Source organism: Saccharibacillus brassicae (assembly GCF_006542275.1).
GTDB classification, from domain to species: Bacteria; Bacillota; Bacilli; order Paenibacillales; family Paenibacillaceae; genus Saccharibacillus; species Saccharibacillus brassicae.
This window is the reverse complement of the sequence record NZ_CP041217.1, coordinates 4,723,737-4,740,379: the sequence shown is the minus strand read 5'-3', so window position 1 is coordinate 4,740,379 and position 16,643 is coordinate 4,723,737. Positions and strand designations below refer to the sequence as shown.

Genomic DNA, 16,643 nt, shown 5'->3' with positions numbered 1-16,643 from the left:
CAAACACAAAGCAAAACAAAAAGCCCTTTCCGGCGGGAACGTTCCGTTCCCGGGCCGAAAAGGGCGATCACGCAGTCTGTCGATCGACGGCGCGGCTTGTTACACTTCCATGATGATCGGCAGGATCATCGGACGACGACGGGTCTGGTCGAACAGGAAACGTCCGAGCGAATCTTTGACGCCCGATTTGAGCGAAGCCCATTCGTTGACGTTCTCGCTCATTAGGCGCTGCAGCGTGCTCGTAACGACGCGGTTCGCTTCATCGAGCAGACCTTCCGATTCGCGTACGTAGACGAAACCGCGCGAAATGATGTCCGGACCGGATACGATGCGTCCGTCCTGCTTGCTGAGCGTCACGACGACGACCAGGATGCCGTCCTGGGACAGCAGCTTGCGGTCGCGCAGAACGATGTTGCCTACGTCGCCGACGCCGAGACCGTCGATCAGCACGTTGCCGGAAGGTACCTTGCCGGCTTTGCGCGCTTCGCCGTTCTGGATCTCGACCGTATCGCCGATGTCGATCAGGAAGATGTTGTTCGGGTCGATGCCGACGCCTTCGCCGAGTTGGGCGTGCTTGCGCAGCATGCGGTATTCGCCGTGGATCGGAATAAAGAATTTCGGACGCATCAAGTTGAGCATGAGCTTCAGCTCTTCCTGCGAACCGTGACCCGATACGTGCACGCCTTTGTTCGAACCGCTGTAGATGACTTCCGCTCCGAGGCGGAACAGCGCATCGATCGTACGGCCGACGTATTTCTCGTTACCCGGTACCGGCGTAGCCGCGATGATGACGGTGTCGCCCGGCAGGATATCGACTTTGCGGTGCGTCGAGCGCGCCATGCGGCTGAGCGCCGACATCGGCTCGCCCTGGCTGCCTGTGCACAGGATCGCGACGCGGTCGGCGCCGATCCGGTTGATCTCTTCCGGCTCGATGATCATGCCTTCCGGAATTTCCAGGTAGCCGAGTTCCGACGCGATGGCTACGACATTGACCATGCTGCGTCCGATGACGACGATCTTGCGGTCGGTAGCGATCGCCGCGTTGACGACCTGCTGAATCCGGTGCACGTTGGACGCGAACGTCGCAACGACTACGCGCTGGCGCGCTTTGCGGAAAATGTCTTCCAGCACGATGCCGACGCTGCGCTCCGAAGGCGTGAAGCCCGGCTTCTCGGCATTGGTGCTGTCGGACAGCAGGGCGAGGACGCCTTTTTGACCGATTTCGGCCATGCGCTGCAGATCCGCGAATTGATCGTTGACCGGCGTGTGGTCGAACTTGAAGTCGCCCGTGTGCACGACGTTGCCTTCCGGCGTCTCGATCGCGACTCCGACGGAGTCGGGAATGCTGTGGTTCGTCCGGAAGAACGTAGCCGTCAGCGTGCTGCCGAGTTTCAGTTCGGAATCGGCGTCGATCAGGATACGCTTCGTCTCGCCCAACAGGTTCGCTTCGCGCAGCTTGTTCTCGATCAGGCCGAGTGTCAGCTTTGTCGCGTACAGCGGAACGTTCAGGTGCTTGAGGACGTACGGCAGACCGCCGATATGGTCTTCGTGGCCGTGGGTGACGATGATGGCTCTGACTTTATCGCGATTCTCGGTCAGATAGCTGATGTCGGGAATGACCAGGTCGATTCCGAGCATGTCTTCTTCCGGGAATTTCAGGCCTGCATCGATGACGACGATATCGTCGTCATACTGTACGACATACATGTTCTTACCAATTTCGCCAACGCCGCCCAGAGCGAAAATCGTCAGCTTCTCCGTAGTATTGTTTTTCTTTACCAAGATGGATAGACCTCCTAATTATTAGTGTTTTGTTTGTTTTATAAGAGTTGGACGTTTGCTATTTTTCCGGTTTTTGGCATAGCTCGAACAAGGACTTGCACCGTTATGGATTCGAGAGGGCTTTTGGTACACAAAAGCCGCCCGATGCCAACCGATCAAGCCGATGCACGAACCTCCGTCAAATATGGTTCGTGTTGTTTTTCTATAACCCGCACCCAGTCACTTGCGTCCATTATACATGAATGAAAACCCAAAATACAAGTCGAAAGCCCTCTCATTCCCTATAGGAACCGTTCGAAAGACCTGTTCCGGCCCGATTTCATCGTGTTTCGGACACGCAAAAAAGCGCCGTTTCCTATAATGGAAACGGCGCTTGAACCGTGAAAAAAATCTGTTTTCAGGAAAATTCGGCCATAAAATGTTCGATATAGCGTTTCTCTTGGTCCGTCGCGTCGACAAGCGGCAGCCGCACCCCGCCCACGGCGTACCCGCGCAGCGTCAGCGCGTATTTGACCGCGACCGGATTGGGTACCGGATGCGGACAGGCGAACAGCCCTTTGAATACCGGCAGCAGCGAATGGTACACGCGGGTCGCGCCGGCCGCGTCGCCGCCGGCGTGCGCGGCAAGCATATGGCTCATGCGCTCGCCGACGACGTGGCTCGCCACGCTGACGATGCCGTATGCCCCGACGGACAGCGCCGGCAGCGAAGCGGCATCGTCGCCCGAATAGACGCGAAAGCCTGCGGGGGCGTTGGCGGCGATATAAGCGACCTGGTCGGCCGGCCCGCATTCCTTGACGGCCACCACGTTCGGCAGCTGCGCCAAGCGGAGCGTCGTCGCGCCTTCGAGGTTCGAAGCCGTCCGGCTCGGCACGTTGTAGAGCATGACCGGAAGACTCGTCGCCTGCGCGATCGCCGCGAAATGCGCGTACAATCCGGCCTGGTTCGGCCGGTTGTAATACGGCACGACGAGCAGCACGCCGTCGGCGCCGGCTTTTTCCGCTTCGCGGGTCAGCTCGACGCTGTGCTGCGTATCGTTGCTGCCTGTTCCGGCAATGATCTTGCAGCGTCCGGCCGCATGCCGCACCGCAATCTCCAGCAGCTTGATTTTCTCTTCGTCGCTCAGCGTCGGCGATTCGCCCGTCGTGCCGAACACGACGATCGACTGCGTCCGCTGCCGCTCGATCAACATGTCGATCAAAGCGGGAATATGCTCCCATGCCACTTCTCCGTGCTCGTCGAAAGGAGTGACCATGGCGGTGATCAATCGTCCGAAATCCATTTTTCATTCGCTCCCTCTGCGTGCTCTATGGTGGGTGTGCTTATCGCTTAACGATGCAGTTCGAATCTGGCGTGCAGCGCTTTGAGCGCTTTGACCATATCGTCTTTTTTGACCAGCACCCAGATCGTCGTATTGGAGTCGGCCGACTGCAAAATTTGCACGTTCTGCATCGTCAGCGCTTCGACGATATGCGACATGATGCCCGGAACGCCGTTGATGCCTCCGCCGATAACGGAGACTTTGGCGCATCCGCTGAGCGCGCGCGGCTCGTAGCCGATCTCCCGCAGCGCGGCCAAAGCCCGCTCCGCTTCCGTGTCGAACACCGTGTAGACGGCGCCGACCGGCGTCACGTTGATAAAGTCGACGCTGATCGCGTTCTCGGCCATCGCCTTGAACACGTTCAGCGACAGCTGGCCGCTCGGGTCCGGCTGTTCGACCGTAATCTGAGTGACGCTGCTCACGTAGGCGATGCCGGTCACGAAACGGTCGATCACGCCGGCCGACACGTCCGCGAAGTTCTCCGGATGCGTGACGAGCGTGCCTTCTTCTTCGGAAAAGGTCGAACGGACCCGCACCGGGATTTGCGCCTGCATGGCGATCTCGACCGCACGCGGATGGATGACTTTGGCGCCTTGGTAAGCCATGTTGCAAATCTCGGTATAGCTGACCACTTCAAGCGGCTTGGCGTCTTCCACCAGGCGCGGATCGGCGGTCAGAATGCCGTTCACGTCCGTATAGATGTCCACGATCTCCGCATGCAGCGCGGCGCCGAGCGCCGTCGCCGACGTATCGCTGCCGCCCCGGCCGAGCGTCGTGAGATCGCCGTATTCGTTCTGTCCCTGGAACCCGGTCACGATCACGACGCTGTGGTCCTGCAGTTCGCGCAAAATGCGCTCGGGGCGCATCTCCAAAATCCGCGCGTTGCCGAAATGGCTGTCGGTCATGAAGCCGGCCTGCGCTCCGGTCAGCACGGTCGCGTCAATGCCTTCCTGATGCAAAATGCCGCAAAGCGTAGCCGCGGAGATGATCTCTCCGCAGCCCATCAACAAATCTTTTTCTTTGGCCGGCAGCGATTTGCCGCTCGTGCCTGCCGCCCAGCCGAGCAGCGTGTCGGTCGCGTACGGATCGCCGCTGCGTCCCATCGCGGACACGACGACGACCAGTTGATAACCGGCCGCCAGCTCCCGCTGAACGTGGCGGACGACGTGCGCTCTCGCTTCTTCCGAAGACAGCGACGTCCCGCCGAATTTTTGAACCCGAATAGCCATGGTCTCTTCCTTTCGTTTAGGCCTGCTGCGAACGAGCCGCAATGATTTCCGCGATTTGCACGGCGTTCCACGCCGCGCCCTTGAGCAGATTGTCGGAGACGATCCACAGGTTCAGCCCGGTCGGCGAATCGAGGTCGCGGCGCAAACGGCCCACGAACACGTCGTTTTTGCCCGCGGCGTCGGTCGCCAGCGGATACGCCTGATTGGCCGGATCATCGATCACGGTCAAGCCCGGCGCGTTTTCGAGCAGCGAACGCACTTCGGCCAGATCGTATTCCGAACCGAGTTCCACGTACACCGACTCGGAATGGCCGTACACGACCGGGATGCGCACGCAGGTCGCGGTCACCTGAATCGACTCGTCGCCCATAATTTTTTTGGTTTCGTTGATCATCTTCATCTCTTCGTACGTAAAGCCGTTGTCCGTGAACTTGTCGATCTGCGGCACGGCGTTGAACGCGATCTGATGCTTCACCGGCAGCGAAGCGACAGGCAGCACGTCCGGGTTGACCGGCTCGCCGTTCACGATCGCTTTCGTCTGGCGGTTCAGCTCGGCGATCGCTTTGGCGCCCGAACCGGATACCGCCTGATACGTCGATACGATGATCCGTTTAAGGCCGTAGCGGTCCTGCAGCGGCTTCAGCGCGGCCACCATCTGGATGGTCGAACAGTTCGGGTTGGCGATCACGCCGTTATGCTCGAAAATTTTCTCCGCGTTCACTTCGGGCACGACCAACGGAGCGGTCGGATCCATCCGGAAAGCGCTCGTGTTGTCGATGCAGACCGTGCCGCGCTTGATCGCTTCCGGCACGAGCGCCTTGCTCACGTCTCCGCCCGCGCTGAACAGCGCGATCTGCACGCCTTCGAAGCTCTCCGGCTTCGCTTCTTCGACCGTCACGTCCTCGCCCTTGAACTTCAGCTTGCTGCCCGCGCTTCTCGCGGACGACAGCAGTTTCAAGGTCTTGATCGGGAAGTTGCGCTCTTCGAGCAATCTCAGGATTTGTTCGCCGACCGCACCGGTCGAGCCGACTACGGCTACGTTAAACGTTTCATTCGACATCTGGCTTGTCTCTCCTTTATATGGGGCAAAATCGCTAAACATCAAGGTTTGCATTGTGAATATCATAGTGGGTCTCGAAATAAAAAGCAAGACGTCCGCACGCTACGAAAACGGCCCGCAAGCGAAAAAAGCCCGCGGCTTTCTTCGCTGCGAAGAAGCCGCGGCTGCCCGCAAAATATCGTTTATTTGCCGGTGTGCCCGAATCCGCCGCTGCCGCGAACGGTGTCGGACAGCTCTTCCACTTCGGCCAGTTCCGTCTCCGGCACTTCCTGGAATACCATCTGCGCGATCCGCTCCCCGCGCGCGATCGTGAACGGCTCCTCGCCCAGATTGATCAGCAGCACTTTGATCTCCCCGCGGTAATCCGCGTCGATCGTGCCGGGCGTATTCAGGCATGTGATGCCATGCTTGAACGCCAAGCCGCTGCGTGGACGAATCTGCGCTTCGAGCCCGCCCGGCATCGCGATGGCGATACCTGTCGGCACGAGCGTCCGCTGCATCGGCTCAAGCACGATCGGCGCGAGCACGGCGGCCTGCAGGTCGTAACCCGCGGCAAGTTCGGTCATTTTGCGCGGAATCGCCAGGTCTTCGTTCCCGGCGAACCGTTTAATTTGTATCAGATGGGACAAGTTCATCTCTCCTCAATGCGTTAATCGCCCGGTCCGAGCCGCCGACCATCGCCACGGCGAACGGTTTGGCGAACAAGTGGTCGAGCGCGAGCCGGACGTCGGCTTCGGTCACCGCTTCGACTTTGGCGATCGTCTCGTCGATTGTCTCGTGGCGGCCGAGCATCAGTTCGTTTTTGCCGAGACGGTTCATCCGGCTTCCGCTGCCTTCGAGGCCCATGATCAGGCTGCCTTTGAGCTGCTGCTTGCCTTTGCGGATCTCGTCTTCGGTCAAGCCCCGGCTTTGCACTTCATGCAGCACCTGCTGCGTCAGCTTCAGCACGTCGGCGGTCTGCTTCGGCGCGGTTCCGGCATAGATCGTAAAGTAGCCGCTGTCGGCATGCGCGCTGTGATACGAATAGACGGAGTAGGCCAAGCCGCGCTTTTCCCGGATTTCCTGGAACAGCTTCGAGCTCATGCCTCCGCCGATCGAATTATTGAGCAGCGCCATGGCGTACTGCCGGGGATCGTCATACCCGAACCCCTGGAACGACAGACAGATATGGTTCTGTTCCGTTTTCTTCTTGCGGTACACGAGTCCGCCGTCGAAGGACGGTTCGACGATCGGAGACGGCGTTCCCTTACGGCCGAACGAACCGAAATGCTGTTCGAGCAGCTCTTCGAGATCGTCTCCGAGATTGCCGGCGATCGCCACAATCGTATTGTCGACCGTGTAGCGCTCGTGCAGAAACCGCTGCAGGTCTTCCGAAGTCATCGGAGCGAGATGCTCCTGCGTGCCGAGTATCGGCATCGCCAACGGATGGCCTTCGTAAGCCGCTTCCACGATCAGGTCGTGCACCAGATCATCGGGATCGTCCAGATACATAGAAATCTCTTCGAAAATGACGTTCTTTTCCCGCGACAATTCTTCGGGATCGAACTTCGAATTGAAAAACATGTCCGACAAAATATCCATGGCAATCGGCAGATGTTCGTCCAGCACTTTCGCGTAATAGCTCGTATATTCTTTCGACGTAAAAGCGTTGACGTTGCCGCCGATCGCATCGAATTGTTCGGCGATGGCTCTGGCGTCGTAGCGTTCCGTTCCTTTGAACAGCATGTGCTCGATAAAGTGCGAAATGCCGTTATCGGCTTGCGTTTCGTTACGCGATCCGTTTTTGACCCAGATGCCGAACGAAACCGAACGCGAACCCGGAATATGCTCGGCGACTACCCGAAGACCACTGCTTAATGTATATTTTTTCAAAGCGTTATTCCCCTCCCGTGCGCTCAGCCGATACGTATCGGTCCAGATAAGCGTGCAAACTCTATCCTAACAAACTTTCGCTCGGCACTCAACCGTACGCGTTCCGGTCCTTTTAGTCCGCTCTGGGCGGACATTGATCCGATTTAACGTCTTACGCACGCGGCCCGCGCCGCCAAACACCGCCGCGGGGTCAAACGCAAAAAAAAGAGCCAGAAGCAAGTTCTGTCTCTTTCCTGTCTTTTGCACGCGCCGAAAGTCTTAAAGTTTGGCCGAAGTTTCCGTGTTCAACAGCACTTTATGCGACAGGTTGACCCGTCCTTGTGCGTCGATCTCGGTAACTTTGACCTGCAGTTTGTCGCCAAGGGCGACGACGTCCTCGACTTTGACGACGCGCTCCGCAGCCAGCTGCGAAATGTGTACAAGCCCGTCTTTGCCCGGAAGCAGTTCGACGAAAGCGCCGAATTTCTCGATCCGTCGGACGGTTCCTTCGTAAACTTCGCCGACGACCACTTCACGCACGATCCCCTGAATGATATCGGAAGCGCGGTTGATCATATCTTCGTCGGTCGAAGCGATAAACACGCGTCCGTCCTGCTCGATATCGATCTTGACGCCGGTCTCTTCGATGATCTTGTTGATAATCTTGCCGCCCGCTCCGATCACGTCGCGAATTTTCTCCGGCTTGATATTGATGATCGTGATCTTCGGCGCGTATTTCGACATTTTGGCTCTCGGTTCCTGGATCGCCTGCAGCATCTGCTCAAGGATGTGCATGCGGCCTTCACGGGCCTGCGTCAGCGCTTCGGCCAAAATCTCGCGGCTGATGCCGTCGATTTTGATATCCATCTGGATTGCCGTTACGCCGTCTTTGGTTCCCGCAACTTTGAAGTCCATGTCGCCGAGGTGATCTTCCATGCCCTGGATGTCGGACAAGATGGAGATATGGTCTCCGTCTTTGATCAGACCCATCGCTACACCGGCAACCGGCGCTTTCAGCGGCACGCCCGCGTCCATCATCGCCAGCGTGCTGGCACAGATGCTGGCCTGCGACGTGGAGCCGTTCGATTCCAGTACTTCGGAAACGAGGCGGATCGTATACGGGAATTCCGTCTCGGAAGGGAGCACCTTCATCAGCGCGCGTTCGCCGAGCGCTCCGTGTCCGATTTCGCGGCGTCCCGGTGCTCTCAGCGGACGGGCTTCGCCGACGCTGAACGGAGGGAAGTTGTAATGGTGCATGAAGCGCTTCGTGTCTTCCGGCGAGACGCCGTCGAGCATTTGTGCATCGCCCAGCACGCCCAGCGTACAGATGCTCAGCGCCTGCGTTTGTCCGCGGGTAAACAGGCCCGAACCGTGAACGCGCGGCAGCAGCGACACGTCGGAACTGATCGGACGAATCTCGGCCAGACCGCGTCCGTCCGGACGCACTTTGTCGTGCGTGATCAGGCGGCGCACTTCTTCCTTGACGATATCGTGCAGAATTTCTTTGACGTCGTCCATTTTGGCCGGCGTCTCCAAATACTGCTCGATAAAGTGTGCGACTGTCTCGTCGTTCACCGCGTCGATCGCGTCTTGACGGGCATGCTTCTCGGCGATCCGGACCGCGTCTTTGAGACGCTCGCCCGCAAAAGCGCGAACAGCCGTATTCACGTCGGCGTCTACCGCATGCAGCTTGACAGCCATTTTCGGCTTGCCGGACTTCTCGACGAGCTGTTCGATAGCGACGACGATCTCTTTGACGGCGTCGTGGCCGAACATGATCGCTTCCAGCATGATTTCTTCCGGCACTTCGTTGCCTTCGGCTTCGACCATCATGATGGCGTCTTTGGTGCCGGCGACGACGAGGTACAATTCGCTGACTTCCTGCTGCGCAAGCGTCGGATTGACGATGAATTGACCGTCTACGCGTCCGACAGCTACGCCGCCGATCGGTCCGTCAAACGGCACGTCGGAAATGCTCAGCGCCGCGGAGGTGCCGATCATGGCCGCGATTTGCGGTTCGTTGTCGTGATCGACGCTCATAACGATGTTTTGAATCTGAACGTCGTTGCGGAAGCCTTCGGGGAACAGCGGGCGAATCGGACGGTCGGTCAACCGGGAAGACAGAATCGCTTTTTCGCTCGGGCGGCCTTCGCGCTTGATGAATCCGCCGGGAATTTTGCCTACCGCGTACATTCTTTCTTCATAGTTCACGGTCAGCGGGAAAAAGTCGAGGTCTTTCGGCTGCGTGGACGCGGTAACGGTACACAGAACGACCGTTTCTCCGTAATGGACCATGACCGCGGCGTTCGCCTGTTTGGCCAAACGGCCTGTTTTGAGCGTGAGGGTTCGTCCCCCCAGCTGCATTTCTACTTGCTGTTCCATCAAATTCCTCCTCGGGCATCTATAATTCGGTAATCTTATATAAAATATCGAAAATCGTCAGTACAAAAACAACCCGGCTGCTGCCGTCGGCTCCAAAAAAGACCATACGGTTCACAACCAGGCTGCTTGTGCAATGCTTTTTAATTTTAGCGACGCAGGCCGAGCTTTTCGATCAGTGCGCTATAACGTCTAACGTCGTTATTTTTCAGGTAAGCCAGCAGTCTACGACGCCGTCCGACCATCTTCAGAAGACCGCGACGCGAGTGGTGGTCTTTCTTGTGCGTACGCAGGTGATCCGTCAGGCTCAAAATGTTGGCCGTCAGGACAGCAACTTGAACTTCAGGAGATCCGGTATCGGATTCGTGAGTTCTGTGCTCCTCGATCAGTTGGTTCTTGCGTTCTTGTGTCAATGCCATCCTAATTCACCTCCTAATTTCGTTAAAAGTATCCCCGATCGCCTCGTAACGGCCGGTGAAAGCCAGAAACCAAGCGAGGGTTAAGTCGCTTGCACGCGTGCGAGCAACATAAATCAGTATAGCAAACCTTCGGTCAAATGTAAACCGTCAGCTTCTTAAAATGCTGCGCGCCTGCTCCGCGTCTTTGGCGATCTGCGCAACCAGTTCGTCAATGCCCGAAAATTTGCGTTCGGGACGAATATAGCGAATCAGTTCGATCCAGACTTCCTCGCCGTAAATGCTCCGATCGAAATCGAACAGATGCGTCTCGTAGGTCGGCTTGACGATGCCGTCGGTGAACGTCGGCTTGACGCCCACGTTCATGACGCCTTCGAGCACTTCGTCTCCGAGGCCGAACCGGACGGCATAGACGCCTTTGACCGGCGTCACGTAATGTCCGGAAGGCTCGACGTTGGCAGTCGGAAATCCGATCGTGCGGCCGCGTTTGTCGCCGCCGACCACTTTGCCGGCGACCCGGTACGGACGGCCCAGCCAGCGCGCGGCTTTCTCCGCATCGCCCGCTTTGAGCGCGGCCCGGATGCCCGAACTGCCGACTTTTTCCCCATCGAGCAAAAACGGCTGAACCGTCTCTACCCGAATAGCGCCGCCGCTCAGCGGAGCGAGCGCTTCGGCCGTTCCCTGTCCCATATGGCCGAACCGGAAATCGAATCCCACGACCGCGGTATCGACCTGCAGAGGCTTCAGCATACCGGAAACGAACTCGGCCGGCGACACTTTCGAAAATTCGGACGTGAATTCCCCGACGTACATATAGTCGATGCCCATCGAAGCCAAGATCGCTTCTTTGTCGGACAGCGGGGTCAGATAGCCTTCGTAGTCGCCTTTGCCCATCACGTCTTTGGGATGCGGATGGAACGTCAGGACGGATACCGGCAGTCCCAGACTCTGCCCGAGATCGAGCGCGCGCCGAATGACGCTGGCATGCCCCAGATGCAGGCCGTCGAACTGGCCGATTGCCAGCACCTGGCGCTGCACGGGAATAAGACTTTCTTGTATCGTTAAAGGATAAGTTAACGTTATCGTCTTCACTTTGCGATCACCTGCATTTTCCGCCCGTCGTCTTCCGGCCGGTCCCTTCCGCTTGGCTCTCTAGGGAAGGAACACTTTGACCGGAACGACTTTCCCGGCTTCTTCATTCCACTCATAGATTCCGATGAAACGATCGTCCGGCGTATACAGTCTGAACTCGCGCTCGGCGCCTTCGGCAGAAGGCGTAACGGCCCAGGGCGCAAGCTTCTGCCCCTGCAGCGCGTTGATCAACCGGCTTTCGTTCACGACGTGCTCCGCCATATGCGAAGCGGCTTTGTCCGCGCGCAGAAGCGCTTGTTCGAAGCTGCCGTCTTCAAGCTTTTGCTCGATATCGTCGAAAGTGAGGCAGCGGTCGAGCCCGATTCCCGCCGACTGCGTACGCTGCAAGGCGGCCATGGTCGAAGGAACGCCCAGCTTGGCACCGAGATCGACGCAAAGCGTGCGGATATACGTTCCTTTGGAACACAGCACCCGAAGCGAGACTTCCGGCTGGTCTCCGGGCGCGAAACCGGTCACCTCAAGTTCGTGAATCACGACCTCCCGGGCTTTGCGCTCGACGGTCTTGCCTTCGCGCGCCAGCTCGTACAATCGTTTTCCGTCGATCTTGATCGCGGAATACATCGGAGGCGTCTGCATGATCGGACCGATAAAATCCGACAGCGCGGCGCGCACCCGGTCTTCGGTAATGCCGGTCTGGGCCATTTCCTCGATCACGGTACCCGTCAGGTCTTCGGTATCGGTCGCGATGCCGAACTTGAGCACCGCCCGGTATTCTTTGGGCATCTCCTGCAAATACTCGACCATCCGCGTGGCGCGACCCAGACAGAGCGGGAGCACGCCGGTCACGGACGGATCGAGCGTGCCGGTATGGCCGATCCGCTTCATTTGGAGCAGCCTGCGGCATTTGGCGACGACGTCGTGGGACGTCATCCCCGCAGGTTTGTACACGGGCAATACACCGTCGAATTCATTCATAGCGATTGTTGAATCCTTTCGATCACCTTACGGGTCACTTCCTGCAGCGACCCTTCCATGCGGCATCCGGCAGCGCGCACATGCCCGCCTCCGCCGAATTCGGCGGCAATGGCGGCCACGTCCACTTTTCCGGCGGAGCGCATGCTGGCCTTGACCGCATTATCGGTGATGACTTTGAATAGAACGCCGACTTCGACGCCCTGAATATTGCGCGGATAATTGACGATCCCTTCCAGATCTTCGTTGGAAGCGCCGGTCTGAAGCATATGTTCAGGCGTCACATGCACCCACGCCACCCGGCCGTCGCCGGACATTTCCAGCGTGCCGAGCGCGATCGTCAGCACGTCGAACTGCGGCTTGGTCAACTGTTCGAGCAGCGAATCCGCCAGATCCGGACCGTTGACGCCGAGTTCAAGCAAATGCGAAGCGATCTGCATCACCTTGGGCGAAGTGCTGGAATACCGGAAACCGCCCGTATCGGTCAAAATGCCGGTATAGAGCATTTCCGCGATTTCGCGATCCCAGCCCAGTTCGAACGAAGCCAAAAGATCGTACAGGATCTCTGCCGTCGCGGCCGCATCGGCTTTGATCAGCGTACAGGTCCCGTACCCGTCGTTGGTCGGATGATGGTCGACGTTCAGCATGTTCGCTTCCGGCTCCATCCATTCCGATACGAGGCCGACGCGTTTGAAATCCGCACAGTCCACACAGATGACATTCCCGTACGTCCGGGTGCGTTCCGTCCGACTCATATCGAGAATGTCGGCCGCGCCGGCCATGTACGTCATACGTTGGGGAATCGGCCCTTCGTTGATCAACGTGAAGGTTTTGCCCAAACGCGAGAGAAGCCAGCCCACCGCAAGGGTGGAACTGACTGCATCTCCGTCGGGCTGTACGTGCGCCACGACCAGGAAATCATCGTGCTCTTCGATAAATCGTCGCGCATCGATCAAATCCTGCTCATACGTCCGCATCGCCGTCTCCTTTTTTGTTGTTGACTGGTTCTTCTTTTTTGATCTGACCGAGCAGAACGTCGATCTTGTTGCCATAGGCGATCGATTCATCGACATGGAAAAACAGTGCCGGCGTATGCCGCAGCCGAATCCGCTTGCCGATCTCGGTCCGAAGGAAGCCTGTCGCTTTGGCGATACCCGCCAACGACTGCTGCTTCTGGTCCTCATCGCCGAAAATGCTCAGATATACGTTCGCTTCGGACAGGTCGCCCGTCACCTCTACGTCGGTGACGGTAACGAATCCGATCCGGGGATCTTTGAGTTCGCTCTGGATAAGCTGGCTGAGTTCCTTCTTGATCTCTTCCGCAACCCGGCCTACTCTAATCTTAGCCATTTGTCTTCACCCCACTTTTTAGCGCTCGACGGCTTCCATCACATAGGCTTCGATGATGTCGCCTTCTTTGATATCGTTGTAATCGAGCGTAATGCCGCACTCGTAGCCTTGAGCGACTTCTTTGGCGTCGTCTTTGTAACGCTTCAGCGAGTCGATCTTGCCTTCGTAAATGACGATGCCGCCACGGATCAGGCGAGCTTCCGCATTACGCGCAATTTTGCCCTGAATGACCATGGAGCCTGCGATTACGCCGACTTTCGTAACTTTGAACGTGCTGCGGACTTCGGCTTGGCCGATGACCGTTTCTTTGAAGATCGGATCGAGCATGCCCTTCATGGCTTGTTCGATTTCTTCGATCACGTTGTAGATGACGCGGTGCAGACGAATGTCGACTTTCTCCTGCTCGGCTGTCAGCGCGGCCTGGTTGTCCGGGCGAACGTTGAAACCGATCACGATGGCATTGGAAGCCGCCGCCAGAATAATGTCCGACTCGTTGATCGCGCCGGCGCCGCTGTGAATGATCTTGACGCGCACGCCTTCCACTTCGATCTTGCCGAGCGAGCCTTTGAGGGCTTCGACCGAACCTTGCACGTCGCCTTTGATGATGACGTTAAGGTCTTTGATCTCGCCGTCCTTGATATGCTTGAACAGATCGTCAAGCGTAACGCGGGTATTGGCGCCCATATCCGATTCGCGCTGCGTGATCGAACGCTTGTCGGCGATGCTGCGCGCTTTGCGCTCGTCTTCGAAGACCATGAACGGATCGCCCGCCTGCGGCACTTCGGTCAGACCCGTAATTTCGACCGGAGTCGAAGGGCCGACTTCCTTCAGACGGCGGCCTTTGTCGTTCACCATCGCCCGGATACGGCCGAAGCAGTTGCCTGCCACGAAGGCGTCGCCCACTTTGAGCGTACCGTGCTGAACGAGAATCCGTGCAACCGGTCCGCGGCCTTTGTCCAGCTCGGCTTCGATGACCGTACCGCGCGCACGCTTGTCCGGATTCGCTTTGTAGTCGTTGACTTCGGCTACGAGCAGAATCATTTCAAGCAGGCCTTCCAGGCCCATTCTTTGTTTCGCGGAAACGTTGACGAAGATCGTGTCGCCGCCCCACTCTTCCGGAACGAGGCCGTACTCGGTCAGTTCCTGCTTGACGCGGTCCGGATCGGCACCCGGCTTGTCGATTTTGTTGACCGCCACGATGATCGGCAGGTTCGCCGCTTTCGCGTGGTTAACGGCTTCGACCGTCTGAGGCATAACGCCGTCGTCCGCCGCTACGACGATGATCGTCATATCGGTAACCTGGGCGCCGCGTGCACGCATCGCCGTGAAGGCTTCGTGGCCCGGCGTATCCAGGAACGTAATTTTTTTGTTGTTAATTTCGACCTGGTAAGCGCCGATATGCTGAGTAATGCCGCCTGCTTCGCCGCCGGTTACGTTCGTGGAACGAATAGCGTCGAGCAGCGTCGTTTTACCGTGGTCGACGTGACCCATGATCGTAACGACCGGAGGACGTTCTTTGAGTTCCGCCTCGTCGTCGGTTTCTTCGAGCGTCTCGAAACGATCGTCTTCGACCGGGATCTTGATTTCCACTTCGACGCCGAAATCGCCGGCGAGCAGCTGAATCGTCTCCAGATCGAGCTCTTGGTTGATCGTGGCCATAACGCCGAGCATGATCAGCTTCTTGATGACTTCCGAAGCATCCTTATGCAGCAGTTTGGCTGTTTCGCCGACCGTCATCGTGCCGCGCACGATAATTTTCTTCGGCGTATTGTCGATCTTCTCTCTTGGCGGCTGGTTGCGATTGCCACCGCGTCCGCCTTTGCCTCCGCGTCCGCCTTGACCGCCGCGGAATCCGCCACGGCTGTCGTCGGAACGACGCTGGCCCGGACGTCCGCCCTGGCCTCCGCCGCCGCTGCGATTGCCGCCGCCTGGACCGCCGGTACCGGTACGGTTACCGCCTTGGCCTCCTTGACCGCCGCTGCTGCGATTGCCGCCGTAGCTGCTGTTTGAAGAACTCGAAGGCGTACCGCTGCGGCCTTGCGAAGAAGTGCCGCCAGGACGGTTTTGCGAACTTGGGCTTGTGCCGCTAGGGCGCTGGCCCGTCGTACCTTGGCCGCCGCCGCTAGGACGCTGCCCTTGTCCGCTTGCTGCGGGACGGCTTGCGCCGCCGCTGCTTTGCGGACGGCTTTGTCCTCCGCCTACGGAAGAAGGACGGCTGCCCTGCGGACGGTTACCGCTTTGACTTTGCGACTGACTACTGTTTGGGGTTTGTGGTTTATTATTCATACCTACCTGCTTTTCTTGTAAAGTTTTTGTTGTTTGGTCACCGTTCGATTGCGGCTTGCTGCTTGGAGATGCCGGTTTGGAGGCATTCGACTTGATCTTCTGAAAAAATTGTTCCACTTTGCCGATCGCGTCCGTTTCCATCACACTCATGTGATTGTTCACCGGCATTTCGAGTCTTTTCAAAATGGTAATGATTTCTTTACTGCTCATGTCGAGCGATTTGGCGTATTCATAGACCCGAACTTTGTTCTCTGGTTTACTCAATATACTCCACCTCCGACGTTGTCCCCAGTTTCCTGCGGATCATGTCGGCGAACCCCTGGTCCGTTAATGCAAGCACGAGTCTTTCCGGCTTGCCGATGCTGGCGCCGAGACGCTCGCGGTCGAAACCGATAAGCAGGGGAACGCCGTACGTTCCGCACTTGTCTCGAAACTTTTTTTGGGTATTGGGTGAGGCGTCGCCGGCCAAAACGATCAACTTGGCTTCGCGCGACCGGATGGCTCTAAGGACCAACTCGTCTCCGGTAACCATCTTTCCGGCGCGCATGGCCAGCCCCAGTCCCGAAAGCTCATTATTCATCGTCTGCTTCTTTCTCCTGCAATTCCCGGAATTGTTGCTCGACCCGGATAAAATCCCGGGCGAGTTGTTCGTAAATTTCGATCGGCACCGGCTGCTTGAGCGCGCGGTCGAGCGACTTGTTCTTCTGGGCGAGCCTGAAGCAGTCCGCGTCCGCGCGCAGATAAGCGCCTCTGCCTGATTTTTTGCCCGTCAAATCGATTTCGATCCGGCCTTCCGGCGTGCGGACGACCCGGATCAATTCTTTTTTGGGCAGCATTTCCTGGCTTGCCACGCACTTGCGCAGCGGAACCTTTTTCGTTTTCATGATTGGAATCCCCGCTTTCTC

At 57.9% G+C, this 16,643-nt stretch carries 15 protein-coding genes; all 15 read right to left on the bottom strand.

The window, feature by feature from the left end; all coding sequences use genetic code 11:
• Positions 1 to 99: 99 nt before the first annotated feature.
• Entirely contained in the window at positions 100 to 1,782 is a 1,683-nt protein-coding gene (locus FFV09_RS19850; RefSeq protein ID WP_141449447.1) for a ribonuclease J, read from the bottom strand.
• A 397-nt stretch (positions 1,783 to 2,179) separates the two neighbouring features.
• Positions 2,180 to 3,064 (bottom strand): 4-hydroxy-tetrahydrodipicolinate synthase, encoded by an 885-nt coding sequence (gene dapA, locus FFV09_RS19845; RefSeq protein ID WP_141449446.1) that lies wholly within the window; start codon positions 3,062 to 3,064, stop codon positions 2,180 to 2,182.
• 47 nt (positions 3,065 to 3,111) lie between these two features.
• Positions 3,112 to 4,332: an aspartate kinase gene (gene dapG / locus FFV09_RS19840; protein WP_141449445.1), complete on the bottom strand. Its 1,221-nt coding sequence runs from the start codon at positions 4,330 to 4,332 to the stop codon at positions 3,112 to 3,114.
• A 16-nt stretch (positions 4,333 to 4,348) separates the two neighbouring features.
• The gene (locus FFV09_RS19835) at positions 4,349 to 5,392 is read right to left on the bottom strand and encodes an aspartate-semialdehyde dehydrogenase (protein ID WP_141449444.1); all 1,044 of its coding nucleotides are present in this window, start codon (positions 5,390 to 5,392) and stop codon (positions 4,349 to 4,351) included.
• A 182-nt stretch (positions 5,393 to 5,574) separates the two neighbouring features.
• Complete coding sequence (dut, locus tag FFV09_RS19830) at positions 5,575 to 6,027, bottom strand: dUTP diphosphatase (RefSeq protein WP_141449443.1); 453 nt, start codon at positions 6,025 to 6,027, stop codon at positions 5,575 to 5,577.
• The gene (locus FFV09_RS19825; protein WP_141449442.1) at positions 5,999 to 7,264 is read right to left on the bottom strand and encodes a M16 family metallopeptidase; all 1,266 of its coding nucleotides are present in this window, start codon (positions 7,262 to 7,264) and stop codon (positions 5,999 to 6,001) included. The genes dut and FFV09_RS19825 overlap by 29 nt, the downstream gene beginning before the upstream one ends.
• Before the next feature lie 258 nt (positions 7,265 to 7,522).
• Positions 7,523 to 9,625, bottom strand: coding sequence for a polyribonucleotide nucleotidyltransferase (pnp, locus tag FFV09_RS19820; RefSeq protein WP_141449441.1), 2,103 nt, complete (start codon positions 9,623 to 9,625; stop codon positions 7,523 to 7,525).
• Positions 9,626 to 9,771: 146 nt separating this feature from the next.
• A complete protein-coding gene (rpsO, locus tag FFV09_RS19815) occupies positions 9,772 to 10,041 on the bottom strand; it encodes a 30S ribosomal protein S15 (RefSeq protein WP_141449440.1) in 270 nt (89 codons plus the stop codon).
• Positions 10,042 to 10,188: 147 nt separating this feature from the next.
• On the bottom strand, positions 10,189 to 11,130 hold the full coding sequence (locus FFV09_RS19810) for a bifunctional riboflavin kinase/FAD synthetase (protein ID WP_141449439.1): 942 nt from the start codon (positions 11,128 to 11,130) through the stop codon (positions 10,189 to 10,191).
• Between the two features lie 60 nt (positions 11,131 to 11,190).
• Positions 11,191 to 12,105, bottom strand: coding sequence for a tRNA pseudouridine(55) synthase TruB (gene truB / locus FFV09_RS19805; protein ID WP_141449438.1), 915 nt, complete (start codon positions 12,103 to 12,105; stop codon positions 11,191 to 11,193).
• On the bottom strand, positions 12,102 to 13,079 hold the full coding sequence (locus tag FFV09_RS19800) for a DHH family phosphoesterase (protein WP_141449437.1): 978 nt from the start codon (positions 13,077 to 13,079) through the stop codon (positions 12,102 to 12,104). The genes truB and FFV09_RS19800 overlap by 4 nt, the downstream gene beginning before the upstream one ends.
• On the bottom strand, positions 13,066 to 13,452 hold the full coding sequence (gene rbfA, locus FFV09_RS19795; protein WP_141449436.1) for a 30S ribosome-binding factor RbfA: 387 nt from the start codon (positions 13,450 to 13,452) through the stop codon (positions 13,066 to 13,068). Before rbfA ends, FFV09_RS19800 begins: the two co-directional genes overlap by 14 nt.
• An 18-nt stretch (positions 13,453 to 13,470) precedes the next feature.
• Entirely contained in the window at positions 13,471 to 16,002 is a 2,532-nt protein-coding gene (gene infB, locus FFV09_RS19790; RefSeq protein WP_141449435.1) for a translation initiation factor IF-2, read from the bottom strand.
• On the bottom strand, positions 15,995 to 16,318 hold the full coding sequence (locus FFV09_RS19785) for a L7Ae/L30e/S12e/Gadd45 family ribosomal protein (RefSeq protein WP_141449434.1): 324 nt from the start codon (positions 16,316 to 16,318) through the stop codon (positions 15,995 to 15,997). Before FFV09_RS19785 ends, infB begins: the two co-directional genes overlap by 8 nt.
• The gene (rnpM, locus tag FFV09_RS19780; RefSeq protein WP_141449433.1) at positions 16,311 to 16,622 is read right to left on the bottom strand and encodes an RNase P modulator RnpM; all 312 of its coding nucleotides are present in this window, start codon (positions 16,620 to 16,622) and stop codon (positions 16,311 to 16,313) included. Before rnpM ends, FFV09_RS19785 begins: the two co-directional genes overlap by 8 nt.
• Between the last annotated feature and the right edge of the window lie 21 nt (positions 16,623 to 16,643).